24 protein-coding genes are annotated in these 19,087 nt (G+C 73.7%); 10 read left to right on the top strand and 14 right to left on the bottom strand.

Annotation, left to right across the window (positions count from 1 at the left end; all coding sequences use genetic code 11):
- The first annotated feature begins 54 nt into the window (after positions 1-54).
- The gene (locus GA0070611_RS30815) at positions 55-720 is read left to right on the top strand and encodes a potassium channel family protein (protein ID WP_091672200.1); all 666 of its coding nucleotides are present in this window, start codon (positions 55-57) and stop codon (positions 718-720) included.
- 3 nt (positions 721-723) lie between these two features.
- On the top strand, positions 724-1,413 hold the full coding sequence (locus GA0070611_RS30810) for a potassium channel family protein (RefSeq protein ID WP_091672198.1): 690 nt from the start codon (positions 724-726) through the stop codon (positions 1,411-1,413).
- 52 nt (positions 1,414-1,465) lie between these two features.
- Here GA0070611_RS30810 and GA0070611_RS30805 read toward each other — a convergent pair whose 3' ends face one another.
- The 4 genes from GA0070611_RS30805 to dut all read right to left on the bottom strand — a co-directional run bounded on the left by GA0070611_RS30805 (position 1,466) and on the right by dut (position 3,901).
- Positions 1,466-2,143 carry a DUF3159 domain-containing protein gene (locus GA0070611_RS30805; protein WP_091672196.1) on the bottom strand — a complete coding sequence of 226 codons (678 nt, stop codon included), beginning with the start codon at positions 2,141-2,143 and terminating at the stop codon, positions 1,466-1,468.
- Positions 2,140-2,520, bottom strand: a complete 381-nt coding sequence (locus GA0070611_RS30800; RefSeq protein ID WP_091672193.1) for an OB-fold nucleic acid binding domain-containing protein — start codon at positions 2,518-2,520, stop codon at positions 2,140-2,142. The genes GA0070611_RS30805 and GA0070611_RS30800 overlap by 4 nt, the downstream gene beginning before the upstream one ends.
- Positions 2,521-2,728: 208 nt before the next feature.
- Positions 2,729-3,379 carry a DUF3710 domain-containing protein gene (locus GA0070611_RS30795; RefSeq protein ID WP_091672190.1) on the bottom strand — a complete coding sequence of 217 codons (651 nt, stop codon included), beginning with the start codon at positions 3,377-3,379 and terminating at the stop codon, positions 2,729-2,731.
- Positions 3,380-3,403: 24 nt separating this feature from the next.
- Positions 3,404-3,901, bottom strand: coding sequence for a dUTP diphosphatase (dut, locus tag GA0070611_RS30790; RefSeq protein ID WP_091672188.1), 498 nt, complete (start codon positions 3,899-3,901; stop codon positions 3,404-3,406).
- A 92-nt stretch (positions 3,902-3,993) separates the two neighbouring features.
- Between dut and GA0070611_RS30785 the strand changes: the two genes are divergently transcribed.
- Positions 3,994-4,482 carry a DUF3093 domain-containing protein gene (locus GA0070611_RS30785; RefSeq protein WP_407940463.1) on the top strand — a complete coding sequence of 163 codons (489 nt, stop codon included), beginning with the start codon at positions 3,994-3,996 and terminating at the stop codon, positions 4,480-4,482.
- A gap of 127 nt (positions 4,483-4,609) precedes the next feature.
- Here the strand turns inward: GA0070611_RS30785 and GA0070611_RS30780 are convergent, their stop codons facing one another.
- Positions 4,610-5,470: a hypothetical protein gene (locus GA0070611_RS30780; protein ID WP_091672183.1), complete on the bottom strand. Its 861-nt coding sequence runs from the start codon at positions 5,468-5,470 to the stop codon at positions 4,610-4,612.
- Positions 5,471-5,604: 134 nt separating this feature from the next.
- A complete protein-coding gene (locus GA0070611_RS30775; protein WP_067315205.1) occupies positions 5,605-5,901 on the bottom strand; it encodes a DUF4193 domain-containing protein in 297 nt (98 codons plus the stop codon).
- A gap of 435 nt (positions 5,902-6,336) precedes the next feature.
- Here GA0070611_RS30775 and GA0070611_RS30770 point away from each other — a divergent pair, with 435 nt between their 5' ends.
- Positions 6,337-6,849 (top strand): LytR C-terminal domain-containing protein, encoded by a 513-nt coding sequence (locus GA0070611_RS30770; protein ID WP_197676055.1) that lies wholly within the window; start codon positions 6,337-6,339, stop codon positions 6,847-6,849.
- Between the two features lie 73 nt (positions 6,850-6,922).
- Here GA0070611_RS30770 and GA0070611_RS30765 read toward each other — a convergent pair whose 3' ends face one another.
- Positions 6,923-7,744: an inositol monophosphatase family protein gene (locus GA0070611_RS30765; protein WP_091672178.1), complete on the bottom strand. Its 822-nt coding sequence runs from the start codon at positions 7,742-7,744 to the stop codon at positions 6,923-6,925.
- A 286-nt stretch (positions 7,745-8,030) separates the two neighbouring features.
- Between GA0070611_RS30765 and GA0070611_RS30760 the strand changes: the two genes are divergently transcribed.
- Both GA0070611_RS30760 and GA0070611_RS30755 read left to right on the top strand, forming a co-directional pair.
- The gene (locus tag GA0070611_RS30760; protein ID WP_091672176.1) at positions 8,031-9,641 is read left to right on the top strand and encodes an RNA polymerase sigma factor; all 1,611 of its coding nucleotides are present in this window, start codon (positions 8,031-8,033) and stop codon (positions 9,639-9,641) included.
- Positions 9,642-9,889: 248 nt separating this feature from the next.
- Positions 9,890-10,123 (top strand): DUF7455 domain-containing protein, encoded by a 234-nt coding sequence (locus GA0070611_RS30755; protein WP_091672175.1) that lies wholly within the window; start codon positions 9,890-9,892, stop codon positions 10,121-10,123.
- A gap of 140 nt (positions 10,124-10,263) precedes the next feature.
- On the opposite strand, the gene GA0070611_RS30750 is transcribed toward GA0070611_RS30755, so the two are convergent.
- The 3 genes from GA0070611_RS30750 to GA0070611_RS30740 all read right to left on the bottom strand — a co-directional run bounded on the left by GA0070611_RS30750 (position 10,264) and on the right by GA0070611_RS30740 (position 13,173).
- Entirely contained in the window at positions 10,264-11,997 is a 1,734-nt protein-coding gene (locus GA0070611_RS30750; protein WP_091672173.1) for a DEAD/DEAH box helicase, read from the bottom strand.
- A gap of 266 nt (positions 11,998-12,263) precedes the next feature.
- Entirely contained in the window at positions 12,264-12,914 is a 651-nt protein-coding gene (locus tag GA0070611_RS30745; RefSeq protein WP_091672171.1) for a trimeric intracellular cation channel family protein, read from the bottom strand.
- Between the two features lie 40 nt (positions 12,915-12,954).
- Entirely contained in the window at positions 12,955-13,173 is a 219-nt protein-coding gene (locus GA0070611_RS30740) for a DUF3039 domain-containing protein (protein WP_091672169.1), read from the bottom strand.
- An 87-nt stretch (positions 13,174-13,260) separates the two neighbouring features.
- Between GA0070611_RS30740 and GA0070611_RS30735 the strand changes: the two genes are divergently transcribed.
- Entirely contained in the window at positions 13,261-14,190 is a 930-nt protein-coding gene (locus tag GA0070611_RS30735) for a pseudouridine-5'-phosphate glycosidase (protein ID WP_091672167.1), read from the top strand.
- Positions 14,187-15,080 (top strand): carbohydrate kinase family protein, encoded by an 894-nt coding sequence (locus tag GA0070611_RS30730; RefSeq protein ID WP_091672165.1) that lies wholly within the window; start codon positions 14,187-14,189, stop codon positions 15,078-15,080. The genes GA0070611_RS30735 and GA0070611_RS30730 overlap by 4 nt, the downstream gene beginning before the upstream one ends.
- A gap of 48 nt (positions 15,081-15,128) precedes the next feature.
- Here the strand turns inward: GA0070611_RS30730 and GA0070611_RS30725 are convergent, their stop codons facing one another.
- Positions 15,129-15,485, bottom strand: coding sequence for a DUF3099 domain-containing protein (locus GA0070611_RS30725; protein WP_091672162.1), 357 nt, complete (start codon positions 15,483-15,485; stop codon positions 15,129-15,131).
- 107 nt (positions 15,486-15,592) lie between these two features.
- Here GA0070611_RS30725 and GA0070611_RS30720 point away from each other — a divergent pair, with 107 nt between their 5' ends.
- Positions 15,593-15,904 carry a hypothetical protein gene (locus tag GA0070611_RS30720; protein WP_231921278.1) on the top strand — a complete coding sequence of 104 codons (312 nt, stop codon included), beginning with the start codon at positions 15,593-15,595 and terminating at the stop codon, positions 15,902-15,904.
- Positions 15,905-16,008: 104 nt separating this feature from the next.
- On the opposite strand, the gene GA0070611_RS30710 is transcribed toward GA0070611_RS30720, so the two are convergent.
- On the bottom strand, positions 16,009-17,442 hold the full coding sequence (locus tag GA0070611_RS30710) for a low temperature requirement protein A (protein ID WP_231921277.1): 1,434 nt from the start codon (positions 17,440-17,442) through the stop codon (positions 16,009-16,011).
- Positions 17,443-17,537: 95 nt separating this feature from the next.
- On the bottom strand, positions 17,538-18,113 hold the full coding sequence (locus GA0070611_RS30705) for an HhH-GPD-type base excision DNA repair protein (protein ID WP_091672154.1): 576 nt from the start codon (positions 18,111-18,113) through the stop codon (positions 17,538-17,540).
- Positions 18,114-18,200: 87 nt separating this feature from the next.
- Between GA0070611_RS30705 and GA0070611_RS30700 the strand changes: the two genes are divergently transcribed.
- A complete protein-coding gene (locus GA0070611_RS30700; RefSeq protein WP_091672151.1) occupies positions 18,201-18,488 on the top strand; it encodes a hypothetical protein in 288 nt (95 codons plus the stop codon).
- 48 nt (positions 18,489-18,536) lie between these two features.
- Here the strand turns inward: GA0070611_RS30700 and GA0070611_RS30695 are convergent, their stop codons facing one another.
- The gene (locus GA0070611_RS30695; protein ID WP_091672149.1) at positions 18,537-19,079 is read right to left on the bottom strand and encodes a GNAT family N-acetyltransferase; all 543 of its coding nucleotides are present in this window, start codon (positions 19,077-19,079) and stop codon (positions 18,537-18,539) included.
- Positions 19,080-19,087 lie beyond the last annotated feature (8 nt).

The raw sequence follows: 19,087 nt of genomic DNA, 5'->3' as shown, positions 1-19,087 counted from the left end.
GTGGCAGGCTCGCAGAGACGGGCCAGCGGGCGCACCGTGGGAGGAGCGGACACCGTGCATGTGGTGATCATGGGCTGCGGCCGGGTCGGGTCGACCCTGGCGCACAGCCTGGAGTCCCGGGGGCACTCGGTGGCGGTGATCGACCAGGACGCGGACGCGTTCCGCCGTCTCGGCCCCGACTTCGCCGGCATCACCGTGACCGGCGCCGGCTTCGACGGTGAGGTGCTGCGCCAGGCCGGCATCGAGCGGGCCGACGCCTTCGCCGCCGTCTCCAGCGGCGACAACTCCAACATCATCTCCGCCCGGCTGGCCCGGGAGACCTTCGGCGTGTCCCGGGTGGCCGCCCGGATCTACGACCAGCGCCGCGCGCAGGTCTACGAGCGCCTCGGCATCCCCACCGTGGCCACCGTCCGGTGGACCGCCGACCGGATGCTGCGGCACCTGGTCCCGGAGGGGAACGTGGAGATCTTCCGCGACCCCACCAGCACCGTCTCGATCGTCGAGGTGCCGGTGCACAAGGACTGGATCGGCCGGTCGCTGCGGCAGCTGGAGGAGTCCTCCGGCGCCCGGGTGGCGTACCTCATCCGGTTCGGGATCGGCACCCTGCCCACCGCCTCCACGGTGGTGCAGGAGGGCGACCAGGTCTTCATGCTGGTGACCGACGACATCATGGGGTCGGTCACCTCGGTGGCGGCCGCGCCGCCGGAAGGAGGGCACTGAGCCATGCGCATCGCCATCGCCGGCGCGGGCAACGTGGGCCGCTCGATCGCCCAGGAGCTGATCGACAACGGGCACCAGGTGATGCTGATCGAGCGGCAGCCGAAGATGCTGCGGCCCGACCGGGTGCCGGCCGCCGAGTGGGTGCTCGCCGACGCGTGCGAGCTGGCCAGCCTGGAGGAGGCCAACGTCGCCGGCTGCGAGGTGGTGGTGGCCGCCACCGGCGACGACAAGGTCAACCTGGTGGTGTCCCTGCTGGCCAAGACCGAGTTCGCGGTGCCCCGCGTGGTGGCCCGGGTGAACCGGGCGGAGAACGAGTGGCTCTTCACCGAGCAGTGGGGCGTGGACGTCGCGGTCAGCAAGCCGAGGGTGATGGCCGCCCTGGTCGAGGAGGCGGTCACCGTCGGCGACCTGGTCCGGCTGATGACCTTCCGGCAGGGTGAGGCGAACCTCGTCGAGATCACCCTGCCGCCCACCGCGCCCTACGTCGGCGAGCCGATCCACGCGGTGCCGATCCCCCGGGACGCCGCCCTGGTGGCGATCCTGCGCGGCAAGCGGGTGCTGGTGCCCAGCCCGGACGACCCGATCGAGGCGGGCGACGAGCTGGTCTTCGTGTGCACGGCCGCCGTCGAGGACGAGGTCCGCGCGGTCATCCTCGGCCCGGACAGCGTCGAGCGCACCCGCGACCGGGCCTGAGACCCACGCCGCCGCCGGTCGGACCCCTCCCGGGTACGGCCGGCGGGAGCGCTCAGGCGCCCGGCAGCGGGGTCGGCTCGTTCTCCCGGGTCACCCGGCGCACCGTCCAGACGGTGATCAGCAGCAGCAGCGCGTACGGCGGGTAGCCCAGGGCCAGCCGGGCCACGCCCAGCGCGGTGTCCTGGTGGGCCAGGTAGAGCCCGGCCTGCACGCCCACCTTGGCCAGCCAGACCACGCCCCAGAGCACGGTGAGCTGGGTGAAGGTGCGCACCAGCCGGGGGTCGTCGCGCCACTCCGAGCGCCCCTTGGCGACCAGCACCGACCAGATCCAGCCGACCAGCGGCTGGCGCAGTGCCGCGGAGAGCAGCAGGGCCAGGCCGTAGCCGATGCCGTAGAGGATGCCGGGGAGGTAGAAGTCCCGCTCGTCCCCGGTACGCCAGGCGATGGCCGCGCCGATGGCGACGCCGAACAGGCCGTTGACGGCGTGCCGCACCGGCCGGCGCTGGGCCAGCCGCAGCCCGGCGATGAGCAGCGCGACCACCACCGAGGCGATCACCGCGGGGCGCAGCTCGCCGATCACGTTGGCGATCACGAAGACCACCACCGGGATGCTCGACTCGACCAGCCCGCGCCAGCCGCCGAGCTGGTCGGCCATCTGCTCGGCGAGGCTGGGCAGCGGCGCGTCGTCCTCCGGCCCGGTCTCCGGCTCGGTGTGCTGTCCGGTCGTCACTTCGGCGACTCCAGCTCGTAGTACGGGTTGTAGATCACCTTGCGCTCGTCCCGGACGGCCACCCGGCCCCGGGCGGTCAGGTGCCGGCCCGGCTCGATGCCGGCGATGTGCCGGCGACCCAGCCAGACCAGGGTGACCACGTCGTTGCCGTCGTACAGGTCGGCCTCGAGGGTGGGCAGGTTCGTCCGGGGCGTGTAGACCACCGTGCGCAGCCGCCCCGCGACGGAGACCACCTGGCCCCGCGTGCACTGGTGGGTCGGCATGCAGCCCGACTCGGCGCTCTCCCGGCGCAGCTCCTGCGCCTCGATCTCGGACTCGCTCGCGGTCAGCCGGTGCAGGAGCCGCCGGAACGACACCCGGCTCTGGTCGGTCGCCATGACCTGCGCGTCACACCCTTCTCCACCCGGAACCGGCCCGCGCCGGCTCTGGCCCGGCCCGGCAGGCGCCGGACCGTCCCGCCAGCGTACGCCGATCCGGCCCGACCGCGGAGCCGGCGTCCGGGGCGCGTACCCATCGACGGCGGACACACGACGGGCCCGGCACCGACGACGGGTAGCCGTCGGGCCGGGCCCGGCGCGGTACGACTCAGGCCTCGCCCTGCTCCGCCGCTTCCTGCTGGGCGGCCTGCTGCTCGGCCACCTCGCGGGGCAGCCGCAGCGGCAGCGGCTCACGGACCGGCTTGGCCTCCTGGCCCCGGTCGACCACCAGGCCGTCCAGGCAGGCGGCCAGCGGGCCGGCGGCGCGCGGGTCGGTGGCGGCCGCGCCCTGGTAGACGCCCCGGACCATCCAGCGCGGCCCGTCGATGCCGACGAAGCGCAGGTCGGTCAGGCCGTCCGGGGTACGCACCCGGGCGTGCAGCTCGGTGCCGTACTCCCCCTCGACCTCCCGGGCGGCGGCGCCGTCGTTGAACAGCGACTGCCGGATCTCCTCGCGCACCTCGTCCCAGATGCCGTCGGAGCGCGGCGCGGCGAAGACCCCGAGCTGGAGGGCGTTCTCGCCGTGCACGAGGACGACCTGCTGGATCACGCCCTGCGGGTCGGCCTGCACCCGCACCTCGACCTCGGGGATCGCCGGGATCTGGAGGCTGCCCAGATCGAGCCGGGGCTCATCGGGCGCCTCGGCGACGTCGTAGGGGCCCCGGGACGGCGTCTGCGCGCCCTCCTGGGCGTCGACGGCCCCGGCGGCCCGCTCGTCACGCGCGTGCGCGCCCTCGGCCCGCTTACGGGAGAAGATCACTGGCCCACCCTCCGCTGTTCGCACTCACCCTGCCACCTCTTCCGTCTGCCCGCCGGCCGGCGCCGGGACCAGCCCGGCGTGCCCGCCGGTCGATCCGTGCCCGCCGGTCCCGCGCCGGGACGCGGGCAGTTCCGCCACCGGCCGGAAATCGGCCCGCGCGACCCGCTGGACGACGAGCTGCGCGATCCGGTCCCCCCGGCTGATCCGCGCCGGCGCCTCCCGATCATGGTTGATCAGGTTGACCAGGATCTCACCCCGGTAGCCGGCGTCGACCGTACCGGGCGCGTTGAGCACCGTCACGCCGAGCCTGGCCGCCAGCCCCGATCGGGGGTGCACCAGCCCGACGTACCCCTCCGGCAGCGCGACGGCCACGCCGGTCGGCACCAGGGCCCGGCCGCCGGGCGGCAGCTCCACGTCCGCGGCGGCCACCAGGTCCGCGCCGGCGTCCCCGGGATGGGCGTACGCCGGCAGCGGCAGCTCGGGGTCGAGCTGCCGTACGGGCACGGGTACGACGTCTGTCACGGTTCTCCTCTTCCGTCCGGTCCTTGCGGGGGTGACCCTGCCATCCTGCCGGTTGGCCGGCCGGCCGTGCGCCGTACCCTCGGACTGTGAGCCTGTCGTCGCCCTCGTCCGCCACCTCGGCCGCCACCGGTGGCCACGCCGAGCGCCTGACGCTGCCCTGGTGGGCCTGGCCGGCGGGCCTGGCGGTGGCCGGGCTGCTCGCCGCCGAGCTGTGGATGGGCGCGACCGGCGTGCGGGCCTGGCTGCCGTTCGCGGTGCTGATCCCGGCGGCCGTGGCGGTGCTCTGGTGGCTGGGCCGGATCCGGGTCGAGGTCCGCGACGGCGAGCTGCGCGTCGACGACGCCCGCCTCCCGGTCCGCCACGTCGCCGACGCGGTCCCGCTCGACGCCGCCGGCCGGCGCGAGGTGCTCGGCGTCGGGGCCGACCCGCTCGCCTTCGTGGTGCAGCGGCCGTGGATCGGCGGCGCGGTGCAGGTGGTGCTGGACGACCCGGCCGACCCCACCCCGTTCTGGGTGGTCAGCACCCGGCACCCGGTGGAGCTGGCCACCGCCCTGCTCACCGCCCGCGACACCACCCCCTAACCCCCGCGCCCCACCCCCCACCCCCCGCACGCCCGCCGCATCCGCCTAATTCACGGAAAGAGTGGCTTTGCGGGCCCGCAAAGCCACTCTTTCCGTGAATTAGGCGTGGGGGTTCCCCGGGTGGGGGTCAGGGGCGGGAGGGGGCGGCGGGGGGTAGGTCGCGGGGGAGGCGGCGCAGGTCCTTGCGGAGTTCGTCGGCGAGGGTGCGGGTGGCCCGGCGGTTGAGGTAGCCGGCGACCGCCGCGCCGGTGAGGAACGGGCCGAGCGTGGTGAGGTTGCGGCCGAACCGGCGCAGCAGGCTGTCCCGCAGTTCACGGCGGGCCGCCGTGCCGAGCACGGCGCTGACCCCGACGCCGGGCAGCATCGGGTTGATCCCCCGCTTGCCCGCCCAGGACTGCACCAGCGCGACCGCACGGGCCGTGCCACCGGTGGGCAGCGGGGCGCGGTGCAGCTCGTGCAGCTCGCCGATCAGCTTCAGCTCGACCGCCACCACGGCGACGGTCTCGGCGGCCAGCAGCACCGGGGCGGAGAGCAGGGTCGGGGTGACCGCCCACTCGACCGCGGCGACGCCTCCCCCGGCCGCGCCGATGCCGGCGGTCGCCCGGGCCGCGTTGCGGATCAGCCGCTCGGCCAGCTCGTCGTCGTCGAGCCCCGGGAAGTGCCGCCGGAGGGTGGCCAGGTCGCGGATCGGCACGTGCGGGGCGACCTCGGCGACCGTGTCGGCCATCCAGCGGACCGCCGCCTTCGGCTTGAACAGGTCGGTCAGGCCACGGGCGCGCGCCTGCCCGACGAGCCGGGTGAGCAGCTGCCGCCGTTGGGCGGGCGCGACGTCGTCCGCGGTGAGCGCGGCGACGGTCGCGCCGAGCTGGTCGGCGTCGCCGTCCGGCCGGGCCGGGGTGACCCGCCCGGTGTCGTCGCCGCCGGCCGCCCCGTCGGCGCCGGTCCCGTCGGCACCCGGAGCACCGGTCCGCTCACTGCGCTCGCTCACCCGTCCGCCCTCCCGTACTCCGCGCGGCGTGTCAGCCGCCGGTACGAGTCAAGCAGCTTCCCGCCACCGGCGCACGGCAGCTCGGACAGCGGCGGCCCCGTCGAGGAGGCCGCCGCAGGTGGTCGTACGTCGGCTCAGACGCACTCTCGGCAGATCAGGTCGCCGTTGCGCTCCACCGCCAACTGGCTGCGGTGGTGGACGAGGAAGCAGCGGCCGCAACGGAACTCGTCCTGCTGCATCGGCAGCACCTTGACCGTCAGCTCCTCGTCGGCGAGGTCGGCGCCGGGCAGCTCGAAGCTCTCCGCCACCTCGGCCTCGTCGACGTCCACGGCGCCCGACTGAGAGTCGACCCGTCGGGCCTTGAGCTCTTCCAGGCTGTCCTCGCCGAGGTCGACCTCGTCGCGACGCGGGGCGTCGTAGTCGGTGGCCATCGGTTTCACTCTCCCATATCGATATGGTCGCTTCCGGTTGTAACGCCGGAGGACGCTGTTTCGGTTCCACTGGCCGGCCACCACATGTGTCGGTCACCCGACCCTTCGACCGGTGGGCCGAGTTCGCCGGGGAAACTCCCCCAGCGAGCGCGGAACCTTACCCCCCCTTTGGGCGAGGCATGTATACCGCCCTCGTGGCAGAGATGTACGCCCCTGCGCCCGAAGTTGTTCCCAATGTGACTCAGGCGACACGAAGATAGGGGTAGTAGTACCCGTTCCCCCGGTGGCGCGCCGGCATGTCGGACTGTTTCCACGCCACGGCCGGACAACCGTTAACCTCAGCGGCGTACCCGACGGCCGGCCGGGCGGCCCGATCGCCGGCGGCGGCCGCCACCCACCCCATCGTCCGGGAGCGCCCAGATGAGTTTTGCGCGAGTGCGGGCACTCGTTGTCCTCGGTCTGCTGGCGGTCGTCGCGCTGGTCTTCGTCATCATCGCGGTGGTCCGCGACACCCAGAGCAACGCCGGCACCGCCGCGGGCTGTTCGAAGGACTGGCCGGTGGCCGACCTGACCCTGCACGAGCCCAAGGACATCAAGATCAACGTCTACAACGGCACCGACGAGGCGGGTCTGGCCGGCACGGTCGCGGACGACTTCCGCAACCGCAAGTTCCAGGTCAAGAAGGAGGGCAACGCCCCCAAGGCGGTGGACGAGGTGGCCGTGCTCCGGTTCGGTCCCAAGGCGGTCGGCTCCGCCCACCTGCTGAAGGCGTACTTCCTCGACAACGCCAAGCCGGAGTTCGACATCAAGCGCAAGGACGACACCGTCGACGTGGTCCTCGGCAACGGCTTCCAGCAGCTGGCCACCACCACCGAGGTGAACCAGTCCCTCGGTGACCTGGGCTCGCCGGTCGCCCCGGCCGGCACCTGCCCCGGCCCGCTCAAGTAACCCACCGCCGTACCCGAAGAGGTGGCCCCCCCCTGCCGGGGAGGCCACCTCTGTCGTACCTGCGGAGTCGCTCTCAGGGACCGCCGGAGGCGTCCAGGGCCGCCAGCCGGGTGTGCAGCGGCTCGTAGAGCGCCGGTGGGGCGGCGAGCACCAGGTCCGGCCCGGCGGGCCGGCCGGACAGGCCGGTCACCCGCAGCCCCGCCTCGCGGGCGACCAGGCCGCCCGCGGCCAGGTCCCAGGCGGCCAGCCCCTTCTCGTAGTACGCGTCCACCCGGCCCTCGGCGGCCAGGCAGAGATCCAGCGCGGCGGCGCCCATCCGGCGGATGTCGCGCACGTGCGGGATCAGCTCGGCGACCACCCGGGCCTGGTGCGCCCGGCGGCCGGCGTCGTAGCCGAATCCGGTGGCGACCAGCGCCTGCCCCAGCCGCGTCTCGGTCGAGCAGCTCAGCCGCTGCCCGTCCCGCCAGGCGCCGCCGCCCGCGGTGGCGGTCCACTCCTCGCCGGTGGCGACGTTGCGCACCACCCCGGCGAGCACCTCGCCGTCGACCTCGGCCGCCAGCGAGACCGCGCAGTACGGCAGCCCGTAGAGGTAGTTGACGGTGCCGTCGATCGGGTCGACGATCCAGCGCACCCCGCCGGCCTCCGCCTGGTCGGTGCCGCCCGTCCCGTACTCCTCGCCGAGCACCGCGTCGCCGGGCCGCAGCGCCCGCAGCGCGTCGAGGACCTGCCGCTCCACCGCCCGGTCGGCGGCGGTCACGACGTCCGTCACGGTGCTCTTGGTCGCGGCGACCGACACCCCCTCGGCCCGCATCCGGTGCGCGGTCGCGGCGGCGTCCCGGGCCACCGTCACGGCGATCTCCAGCAGCTCCCCGGGCGCGGGTGTCGAGCGGATCATGTTCGTCCCCTTCCGGCACGACCGGGGCCGGTCGGGTCGTGCGCGGTATCATCCTTACAAAGTCCACATCTGCGCCGAATCGGCGGTCCACACCGCCGGTACGCCGTGCGGCGCGGGATGATCGCCGTAGACGGCGTTACAATTCACCCTGCCCACGCGCCACGGACCGCCACCGACCGGCCGGCCCGGGACACGGGGGTCCCTCAACGACATCGTCCGACACGGCGTTTCCTGCCGTGCCGGGCGAACCCGGCCGTGCTCGCTCTTCGCCTCCGGAAGGTCATTCGTGACAGAACCCCGCCAGACCGGCGCCGACGTTCGCTCGCTCACCGACACCCTGATCGCCCACGCGCAGAGCGCCGGCGGCCAGCTCACGTCGGCTCAGCTCGCGCGCACCGTCGAGTCCGCTGAGGTGACCCCGGCCCAGGCCAAGAAGATCCTCCGCGCCCTCTCCGAGGCCGGGGTGACGGTGGTCGTGGACGGTTCCGCCAGCACCCGCCGCCGCGTCGCCGCCGCCCGCTCCGCCACGCCCGCCTCCCGGGCCACCACCGCCAAGACCACCAAGAAGGCCGCGGCGCCCGCCCCGAAGCAGGCACCGGCCGCCGAGGAGTCCCCGGCGCCCGCGCCGCGCAAGGCCACCGCGCGCAAGGCCACCGGCACCACCGCCGAGGTGGCCGCCAAGGCCGCCGTCCCGGCGAAGGCCACCAAGGCGACCCGCGCCACCAAGGCGACGGTGGCGGCGAAGAACGCCGGGGCGAAGCCGGCGAAGGCCGGCGCGAAGGGCGAGGGCGCCGAGGGCGACATCGACCCGGAGGAGCTGGCCGCCGAGATCGAGGACGTCGTCGTCGAGGAGCCGGCCGAGCTGACCCAGGCCGCCGAGGCCGACGCCGCCAGCTCCGCCACCGACAACGACTTCGAGTGGGACGACGAGGAGTCCGAGGCGCTCAAGCAGGCGCGCCGCGACGCCGAGCTGACCGCGTCCGCCGACTCGGTCCGGGCGTACCTGAAGCAGATCGGCAAGGTCCCGCTGCTCAACGCGGAGCAGGAGGTCGAGCTCGCCAAGCGGATCGAGGCCGGCCTCTACGCCGCCGAGCGGCTGCGCGCGGCGGACGAGGGTGAGGAGAAGCTCACCCGCGACATGCAGCGCGACCTGCTCTGGATCTCCCGGGACGGGGAGCGGGCCAAGAACCACCTGCTGGAGGCGAACCTCCGGCTGGTCGTCTCGCTGGCCAAGCGCTACACCGGTCGTGGCATGGCCTTCCTGGACCTGATCCAGGAGGGCAACCTGGGCCTGATCCGCGCGGTCGAGAAGTTCGACTACACCAAGGGCTACAAGTTCTCCACGTACGCCACCTGGTGGATCCGCCAGGCCATCACCCGCGCCATGGCCGACCAGGCCCGCACCATCCGCATCCCGGTGCACATGGTCGAGGTGATCAACAAGCTCGGCCGGATCCAGCGCGAGCTGCTCCAGGACCTGGGCCGCGAGCCCACCCCGGAGGAGCTGGCCAAGGAGATGGACATCACACCGGAGAAGGTGCTGGAGATCCAGCAGTACGCCCGGGAGCCCATCTCGCTCGACCAGACCATCGGTGACGAGGGCGACAGCCAGCTCGGCGACTTCATCGAGGACTCGGAGGCCGTCGTCGCGGTCGACGCCGTCTCGTTCTCGCTGCTGCAGGACCAGCTCCAGCAGGTGCTGCAGACGCTCTCCGAGCGCGAGGCCGGCGTGGTACGCCTGCGCTTCGGCCTCACCGACGGCCAGCCGCGCACCCTGGACGAGATCGGCCAGGTGTACGGGGTGACCCGGGAGCGCATCCGTCAGATCGAGTCGAAGACCATGTCCAAGTTGCGGCACCCCTCGCGTTCCCAGGTGCTCCGCGACTACCTGGACTGAGGCGGACACGTCAACCAGTCGTGTCGCTTTGATCACCAGCCGTACAACACTCTTCGGTGATCGTTCGGTTGCCCGTTTGTGATCGTTGACGTGGCACCCTTGGTGCACGGCACACTGTCTTCCACGCCAGGTGTGACCTCGGTCCCCCGCGGGCACACAGGGAAGGCAGCGCCCGAGCAGGGTGTTGCACGATAGGTGAGCAACGACCGACGAGAGTGTTCATCGGTGACGACCAGAGGAGGAAGGCGATGACCCCGACCCTCACGCCGCCGCCCGAGACGGTGAGCCCCCCGGCCGCCGATGAACGGTGCGACCGCTGCAATGCTGCCGGCAAGCTCCGGATCACCCTGGCGGGTGGGAGCGAGCTGGTGTTCTGTGGGCACCACGCGAACAAGTACGCGGAGGATCTCGTGAAGATCACCGTGCGGTTCGCGACGGACCCGGAGTTCAGCTGGCGTGGCGCCGATCTGATGGCGAACTGAGCCGATAACCAGATAACCGCGACAAAGCCGGCCGGAGGCCCCCAGGGGACCTCCGGCCGGCTTTCCGCATGCCATCCCTCTCCCCACGCGCCGCCCCCACGAGCGGCCGGGCGGCCCACCAGGGCGGGGGCGGTGGGTTGTCAGAGGGTCTGGACGGTGGCGATGCGCTCTTCGAGCTGCTCGATGGTGGCCTGGGCGCTGGGCGGGCCACCGCAGAGCCGGCGCAGCTCGGCGTGGATCTTGCCGTGCGGCTGGCCGGTACGGTGGTGGCGGGCGGCCACCAGGGCGTTCAGTTGCCGCCGGAGCGCCACGCGGCGCTGGGCGGCACTCATCGGTGGGGCGGGGGCCGCCGGGGCCGCAGCGGCCGGCTCAGCGGCCCGTTGGGCCGTCCGGCGCTTCTGCGCGGCGAGCTGCTCGGCCTGCCGCTTGGTGAGCAGCATCGAGACCTGGTCGGCGGTCAGCAGCCCGGGCAGGCCCAGGTACTCCTCCTCCTCCGGCGTGCCGGACTGGGCGGCGGTGCCGAAGGAGGTGCCGTCGAAGATCACCTGGTCCAGCTCGGCGGTCGCGGAGAGCGCGGCGAACCGCTTCTCCAGCTCGCCGCTGGCCTGGTCGTCGCGCTGGGCCCGCTCCAGCAGGTCGTCGTCGAAGCCGTCCTTCTCCTTGGCCTTGCCCAGGACGTGGTCCCGCTCGGACTCCATCTCGCTGGCCAGCCCGAGCAGGTGCGGCACGCTGGGCAGGAAGACCGAGGCGGTCTCGCCGGGGCGGCGGGCCCGGACGAACCGGCCGATCGCCTGCGCGAAGTAGAGCGGGGTGCTGGCACTGGTCGCGTACACGCCGACGGCCAGCCGGGGGATGTCGACGCCCTCGGACACCATCCGGACCGCCACCAGCCAGCGCTGCTCGGAGGCCGCGAACGTCGCGATCCGCGCGGACGCGCCCTGGTCGTCGGAGAGCACCACCGCGGCCTTCTCGCCGGTGAGCTGCTCGATCAGCTTCGCGTACGCGCGGGCGACCTGCTGGTCGGTGGCGATCACCAGGCCACCGGCGTCGGGCATGCCGTTCTGCCGCAGCACGGTCAGCCGGGCGTCGGCGGCCCGCAGCACCTGCGGCATCCAGTCACCGGCCGGGTCCAGCGCGGTACGCCAGGCCTGGGCGATGAGGTCCTGGGTCATCGGTTCGCCCAGTCGCGCGGCCAGCTCCTCGCCCGCGTTGGTGCGCCACCGGGTCTCCCCCGAGTACGCCAGGAAGAGCACCGGCCGGACCACGTTGTCGCGCAGCGCGTCGGCGTAGCCGTAGACGGAGTCGGCCCGCGAGCGCAGCAGCCCGTCACCGCCCCGCTCGTAGCTGACGAACGGGATCGGGTTGTCGTCGGAGCGGAACGGCGTACCGGTCAGCATCAGCCGGCGTACCGCGGGCTCGAAGGCCGCCTTCACGCCGTCACCCCAGGTGCGCGAGTCGCCGGCGTGGTGGATCTCGTCGAGGATGACCAGGGTCCGCCGGGTCATGGTGCGCCGGCGGTGCACCTGCGGGGCCATGCCGACCTGGGCGTAGGTGACCACCGCGCCGTGGAAGTCGGCGGCGGAGTGCAGGTCGGCGTTGCGGAAGGCGGCGTCGAGCTGGATGCCGATCCGGGCCGCCGCCTGCGCCCACTGGGTCTTCAGGTGCTCGGTCGGGGCGACCACGGTGACCGCCTCGATGGTGCCGTCGTGCAGCAGCTCGGCGGCGATCCGCAGGGCGAAGGTGGTCTTGCCGGCCCCGGGCGTGGCGACCGCGGTGAAGTCCTCGGTACGGCGACGCAGGTACTCCACCATCGCCTTGCGTTGCCAGGCACGCAGGGGCGGGAACGTCTCGAGCGCCGGCAACCGCGGTGCCACGCGTAGCTCCTCTCCGACCGCACGGCGGCGGGCCCCGGTCGAGGGCCACGGGTTCCGCCGCCCATGAAAAGGCCCTCGCGCATCCGGTGCCGCGAAGGCGGACTCAGCATAACCAGCGGGGGCGTCGCGCCCCACTCGACGCCACGCTGGTCACATCCGGACCGCCGGGCGGGCGCCCCGTCGGCCGGTCACGCCGCGGCCGACCGCGCGCGCCACGGGGGAACCAGCGCTCGGCCCGACCGCGCGCGCCAGGGTGGAACCGGGACTCAGCCCTGCGGGCCGCGGGTGCCGGTGCGCGGCGGGCGCAGCGTGGCCACCGGGGCGGACCAGCGCCGGCGCAACGCCACCAGGCGCAGCACGAAGACGAAGAGGGCGGCGGCGGTCAGCGGCCCCGACCGCGCCTGCCCGGACGCGGCGAGCAGGGCCACCAGGATCGAGCCGGCGAGCGCGGCCACCGCGTAGATCTCCCGGCGCAGCACCACCGGGATCTCGCCGGTGAGCAGGTCCCGGCCGAGGCCGCCGCCGATCGCGGTGAGCATGCCGATCATGCAGGCGCCGACGGCCGGCACGTGGGCGTCGAGGGCCTTGAGCGTGCCGGTGACGGTGAACAGGGCGAGCCCGGCGGCGTCGAGCACCAGCACGGTGGTGCGCAGCCGGGCGAGCTGGGGGTGCAGCCGGAAGACGGCGGCGGCCGTGACCGCCGCGGTCACCGCGTACCGCCAGTCGGCGAAGGCCAGCGGCGGGACCTCGTCGATGACCAGGTCCCGGAAGATGCCGCCGCCGAGGGCGGCGACCACGCCGACGAAGACCACCCCGAACAGGTCGAGCCGTTTCGCCACCGCCGCGGAGGCGCCGGAGGCGGCGAAGACCGCGACCCCCGTGAGGTCGGCGACGAGCAGGGCGGTGGAGGTGGTCACCGCCGCAGGTTACGTGGGCGGGCGGCGGAGCCGCCCCCCTTCACTCGCCCCAGGAGTCGTAGATCTCCTTGCACTTGGGGCAGACCGGCGAACCGGGCTTGGCGGCCTTGGTCACCGGGAACGTCTCACCGCAGAGGGCGATGACGTACGTGCCCATGACCGCGCTCTCGGCGATCTTGTCCTTGCGGACGTAGTGGAACATCTCCGGACCGGTGTCGGCGTCCTTCAGCTCGGGACGTTCGAGAACCTCTGTGCTCACTTCTCCACCTCCAACTTTCCAGTTTCGCAGGTCCTCGGGGGGCGGTCCACCGCAGGCCGCCCCGAGGCGGCCCGTACCGTAACGGAAGTGACCAACTTTCACATCAGTTTCGGCACCGAGGTGGCCGACGCCCTGCGCGACGGGCGTCCCGTCGTGGCCCTGGAGAGCACCATCGTCTCGCACGGCCTCCCCCGGCCGGACAATCTGCTGGTCGCGCGGCAGATCGAGCAGGCGGTCCGGGACGCGGGAGCGGTGCCGGCCACCATCGGGATGATCGCCGGCGAGCTGATCGTGGGGCTGGACGACGCCCAGCTGACCCGGCTGGCCACCACCGACGGGGTGGCGAAACTCTCCGTACGCGACCTGGCCGTGGCGGCGGCGACCGGCGCGGACGGGGCCACCACGGTCGCCGCGACCAGCGCGGTCGCCGCGTCCGCCGGGATCGGCGTGTTCGCCACCGGCGGGCTGGGCGGGGTGCACCGGGAGGCGGCGCAGACCTTCGACGAGTCGGCCGACCTGGTCACCCTGGCCCGGACCCCGATCACGGTGGTCTGCGCCGGGGTCAAGTCGATCCTCGACGTCGGGGCCACCCTGGAGCGGCTGGAGACCCTCGGCGTCGGCGTGGTGGGCTACCGCACCCGCCGCTTCCCCGGCTTCTACCTGACCGACGGCGGGTTCGACCTGGACTGGTCGGTCGAGTCGCCGGAGCAGGTCGCCGACGTGCTGATCGCCCGGGAGCGCCAGGGCGGGCACCACGGCGGCCTGGTGGTCGCCCACCCGCTCCCCGCCGACGAGCAGCTCGACCCGGCGCTGCACGACCGCACCCTCGCCGACGGGCTGGCCCGGCTGGCCCGCGACGGGGTGACCGGGAAGGCGGTCACCCCGTTCCTGCTGGCCCACTTCCACTCCGCCACCGAGGGCGCGAGCCTGGCGGTGAACGTCCGGATCATCCTGCGCAACGCCGACCTGGCCGCCCGGATCGCGGTCGCCGCCGTGACCCGCCGGGTGGCGGTGTGAGCCCACGGATCGTCGTGGTCGGCGACGTGATCACCGACGTGGTCGCGGTGCTCGCCGGCCCGCTGGCCACCGGCTCGGACACCGCCGCCGGGATCCGGTTCAGCGGCGGTGGCCAGGCGGCCAACACGGCCGCCTGGCTGGCCGCCCAGGGGTCACCGGTCACCCTGGTCGCCGCGACCGGCGACGACGAGACCGGCCGGGAGCGGGTGGCCGAGCTGTCGCGGGTGGGCGTGACCTGCGCGGTCCAGCGGCACGAGGGCTACCCGACCGGCACGGTCATCGTGCTCGCCCACGGCGGCGAGCGCACCATGATCAGCCAGCGGGGGGCGAACCTGCGGCTGACCGCCGGGCACGTCGACCGGGCCCTGGCCGAGGTGCCCGACGCGGGGCACCTGCACCTGTCCGCGTACACCCTGCTGGACGCCGGGTCGCGCGGCGCGGGCCTGCGCGCGCTGGCCGCCGCGCGCGAGCAGGGGCTGACCACCAGCGTCGACGCGGCCTCCGCGGCGCCGCTGCGGCGGGTCGGCGCGGCGACCTTCCTGGCCTGGGTACGCGACGTCGACCTGCTGCTGGTCAACAGCGACGAGGCGACGGTGCTGGCCGGCGGGCTGGACCCGGCGGCGCAGGCGCGCGCGCTGACCGCGGCGGCCCGGCGGGTGGTGGTCAAGCGGGGCGCGGCGGGCGCGGTCTGGGTGGACCGGGCCGGGACGGTCGAGACGGCGTCGGCGCCCGGGGTGCCGGTGGTGGACGTCACCGGGGCCGGCGACGCCTTCGCCGCCGGCCTGCTCACCGCCTGGCTGGCCGGCGCGGACGCCCGGTCGGCGCTGGCCCGCGCGGGCGACCTGGGCGCCCTCGCGGTCTCCTCGGTGGGGGCCCGGCCGGCCCCCTGACCCCGACCCCCTTCCGGGCCTCGCGGGCTGGCGCGGGGCCCGGACCGGTCAGGGTTCGGCGTCGATGACCTTGTGCGGGCCCTCCTGCGCGGGCAGCGCCATCGGCGGCGCCTCGTCGCGGACCCGGGGCTGGAACTTGTGGGCCAGCCGGTGCTGCTCCTTGGGCGGCCGGTCGTTGGCCAGCAGCACCGCCAGCCACGGGATGAGCACCATCCCGAGACCGCAGAGCGGCAGCCAGAGCCAGAGCAGTGGGGCCTTCGCGCCGACCAGGATCGCTCCGGCCACCAGGCACGCGACCCGGATGCCCATCATCAGCACGTATCGCTTCTGCCGACTGGTGAGCTGGTCGTCCTGGCTGCGCGAGGCGTCGGTGATCAGAATCGGCTGGTACGCCGGACGCTTCACCACGGACCTCCTCGAGGGGATTACGGCCCATCCTGTCACTCCCGACGGGTGATCGGCGACAATCGACTCAAGCCGGGCGCGTGTTACGAACGTGGTACGCTCCGCCCGTGGGCAACCGGTTCAGCTTCACCGACGAGGCGCTGGCCAACCTGCAGGTCTACGACGTCACGCCGGGGGAAGTCTGGGAGGCCCTGCACAGCACGCGACGGGTCATCCGGCACCTCGGGGACGACGTGATGGTGGTCTACGCCACCGACCACCGGGGGCGACGCCTCGCCGTGCTGCTGGCCGAGGCCGACGGCACCGACAACGACTGGGACATCCTCTCCGCCCGCGAACTGAGCGACGTCGAGGCCAAGCGCTACGACGAGGCCGTGCGGAGATCGCGCCGACGAGGAGGCGGTCACGATGCACCGTGACGAGGCGACCAAGCGGTTCCACCACGGCGGCGACGCGCTCGCCGACCTGATCGACGAGCGCCAGCCGGCGGAGCTGCCCACCCCCGACACCGACGTGCCGATGGTCAGCCGCTCGGTACGCCTGCCGCTGGAGACCTACGAACGGGTCCGGGCGGCCGCCGAGGCGCGCGGCATCGGCGTGACCACCCTGATGCGGCAGTGGATCGAGGCCGGCCTCGCCGATCTGGACGACTCGGCGACGGTCTCGCTGGCCGACGTGCGCCGGGCGCTCGCCGCGCTGTCCCGCCCCACCGCCGCCTGAGCCGACCGCTCAGTCGACGTCCCCGGGGGCGGCGCTCCCGGCCGATCGGGGAGGCCGGTTCCTCGACCGGACGACCCCGGCTGCGCAGCGCGTCCAGCCCCGCCACCAGTGCCAGCACCCCGGCCACCACGGTCAGCGCCAGCACCGGCGCGGCCCGGGCCAGCAGTGGCGCGAGCAGCACCAACAGCACCGTGCCGACCACCCGAGAGGACGAGATCCGGGCGAAGATCTCGTACTCGAAGCGGGCCCGGGCGGCCAGGAAGAGCGCCGGCCCGCCCACCACGAAGAGCAGCCACCCCGCCTCCCGGCCGTACGGGTCGACGATGACGAGTTCGTAGCCGACCGCTGTGGCGAGCACCCCGAGCACGATGAACAGGTGGGTCAGGGCGGCGGACGCGCCCAGCCGTCCCGGGTAGGGGGCCAGCCGCAGCGCGGCCGGCAGCAGGTGCCCGGCCCGGTGGAAGTAGATCCGCCAGAGCAGCGCGACGGTGCCGAACGAGACCACGAACGCCCCGGCGCTCTCGCCGGAGAACGGCTTCCCGCTGTAGGTCACCCCGATCACCAGGATCGACTCGCCCAGTGAGATCAGGAAGATCTGCTGGTAGCGCTCGGCCAGGTGCTCCCCGGCGATCCGCCAGCCGCGCGCCGCCGCCGCGCCCAGCCGGGGCAGCGGCCAGCCGGTGAGCAGGCCCACGTAGTCGAGGGCGAGCGCGACCGTCCAGAGCGGCACCCGCAGCCCCGCCGGACCCAGCGCGCCGAGCAGCCAGGGCAGCGCGGTCACCGCCGCCCAGGCGGCCAGCCGCAACGGGACCGTGCGCCGCGGGTGGCCGCGCAGCGCGAACACCACCACCAGCGGTCGGAGCACCATCACCGAGACGTAGGCGAGCGCGAACGGCAGCGCCCGCTCCTCCAGCGCCCGGGGCAGCGCCACCCCCATCACCAGGCTGCCGAACATCGAACCCACCACGACCACCTGGATCGCGGTGCGCTCCGGCTCGTACCGGCTGGTGAGCCAGGTGGTGATGGTCCAGACCAGCCAGAGCGCGAGGAAGAGCAGCAGGGTCTTCCCGACGCCGGCGGCCAGTGCCCGGCCGGTGGCCGGCAGGTCCCGGATCAGCCGCTGCGAGACCCGGGTCAGGGCGAACACGAAGACCAGGTCGAAGAAGAGCTCCAGGAAGGTGGCCCGGCCGGAGGTCACGCCCATCCGCAGCAGGCCGCCACCCCGTTGCTCGGCCATCGCCCTCCCGCCACCGGACCCGCCGGCCCGGCTGTCCCGGCGCCGGCGGTGTCGCCGCCCCGCCTGCCAACGAGCCGACCGACCCCCGGGTTGCGTCAGCCCTTCGCGGCCTTCGCCTCGGCCTTCATCCGCTGCTTGTACTCCCGCACCCGGCGCAACGACTCCGGGTCGGTGACGTCGGCCACCGAGCGGTACGCGTCCGCGTCGCCGTAGCCCCCGGCCGCCTCCCGCCAGCCCTCGGGCGTGACCCCGAACCGCTTGCCGAGCAGGGCCACGAAGATCTGCGCCTTCTGCCGGCCGAAGCCGGGCAGCTCCCCCACCCGGCGCAGCAGGTCCCGGCCGTCGGCGGCCTCCGACCAGAGCCGGGCCGGGTCACCGTCGTACCGGTCGACGAGGACCTGGCAGACCTCCTGCACCCGGGCCGCCATGGCCTTCGGGAACCGGTGCAGGGCCGGCGGCTGGGCGAAGAGCGCGACCAGCGGCTCCGGGGCGTACCCGGCCAGCTCGCGGGCGTCCGGCTCGTGACCGAGCCGCTGCGCCAGCACGTACGGCGAGGAGAACGCCTTCTCCATCGGCACCTGCTGGTCGAGCACCATGCCGAGGAGCAGCGCCAACGGGTTCCGGTTGACAAACTCGTTGGCCTCGGGATCGATGGGAAGCGACAGCGTCATGAGGACATCCTGCCGTCGACCGGGCCGCTCGGGAGACATCCTTGCCGGACCGGGCGTGATGTCCGCTCGGTACGAGGGAGACGGTGGATGACCATCGGCAGTGAGCAGCGCCGCCGCGAACGCCGACCAGAGGTCGAGGCCCTCTTCGGTCCGCGGCACACCGAAGCGGCCCTCGACCTCCTGCAGCTGGCTGACCTGGCCTGGCACGACTGCTACCCCGACGACCTGGCGCTCCGGCCGGATGTCCTGGGTGACGTCCTGCTCTGCTCCCGGGGCGACCTGGCGACGTTGATCCGCGTGACGCGGGAAGCCGTCGTCGACTTCCGGGACGTACGCCTCGCCGCCGACGCGATCCGCGCGGGGCGGACCCGGTAGCAGGGGTCGGCCGGCGGCTGGCTGATCTTCGGGGTCAGCCGGCGCCGGTCATGCGTCGGGATCCCGTAAGCCGACACAGTCGCGTTCCCAGAAGGTTGCCGAGTATACGAGGGTGCCGGTCATCCACGGCTCGTACGCGGCCAGGGTCCTGACCTGAAAAGCGGCGTCGGGGATGCGTAGGGACGGCTTGCGGAACCCATGACCGGTACCGGGTTCGAAACCGAACCGCCCGTAGTAGACCGGGTCACCCTCCAGCCACACCAACGGCATCTCTCGCCTGTCGAGAAGGTCGATGCCGTGGCGGACGAGGGCCGATCCGATACCGCGTCGCTGCCACTGCGGGTCGACAGCGAGTGGGCTCAGGGTCTGCACGGCGACCAACCGCCGTGGCGCGTCCAGGAGGGTACGGGTGAACATGACGTGCCCGACCACGCGACCCGCGTCCTCGGCGACGAGGGAGAGCCGCCCCTGATCGTCACGACGCAGGGCGTCCACCAGATCGGCGACCTCGCTTCCCGATGCCCCGAACGCACGGCGGTTCACCTCCAGTACGGCTTCATGGTCGTCGGGTAGTTCGACGCGGATCTCCATGGCCGCGA

Origin of the sequence: Micromonospora auratinigra (assembly GCF_900089595.1) — a bacterium.
GTDB lineage: Bacteria > Actinomycetota > Actinomycetes > Mycobacteriales > Micromonosporaceae > Micromonospora > Micromonospora auratinigra.
Note: the sequence above shows the minus strand (reverse complement) of the source record. Positions and strands in the feature narration are given on the sequence as shown.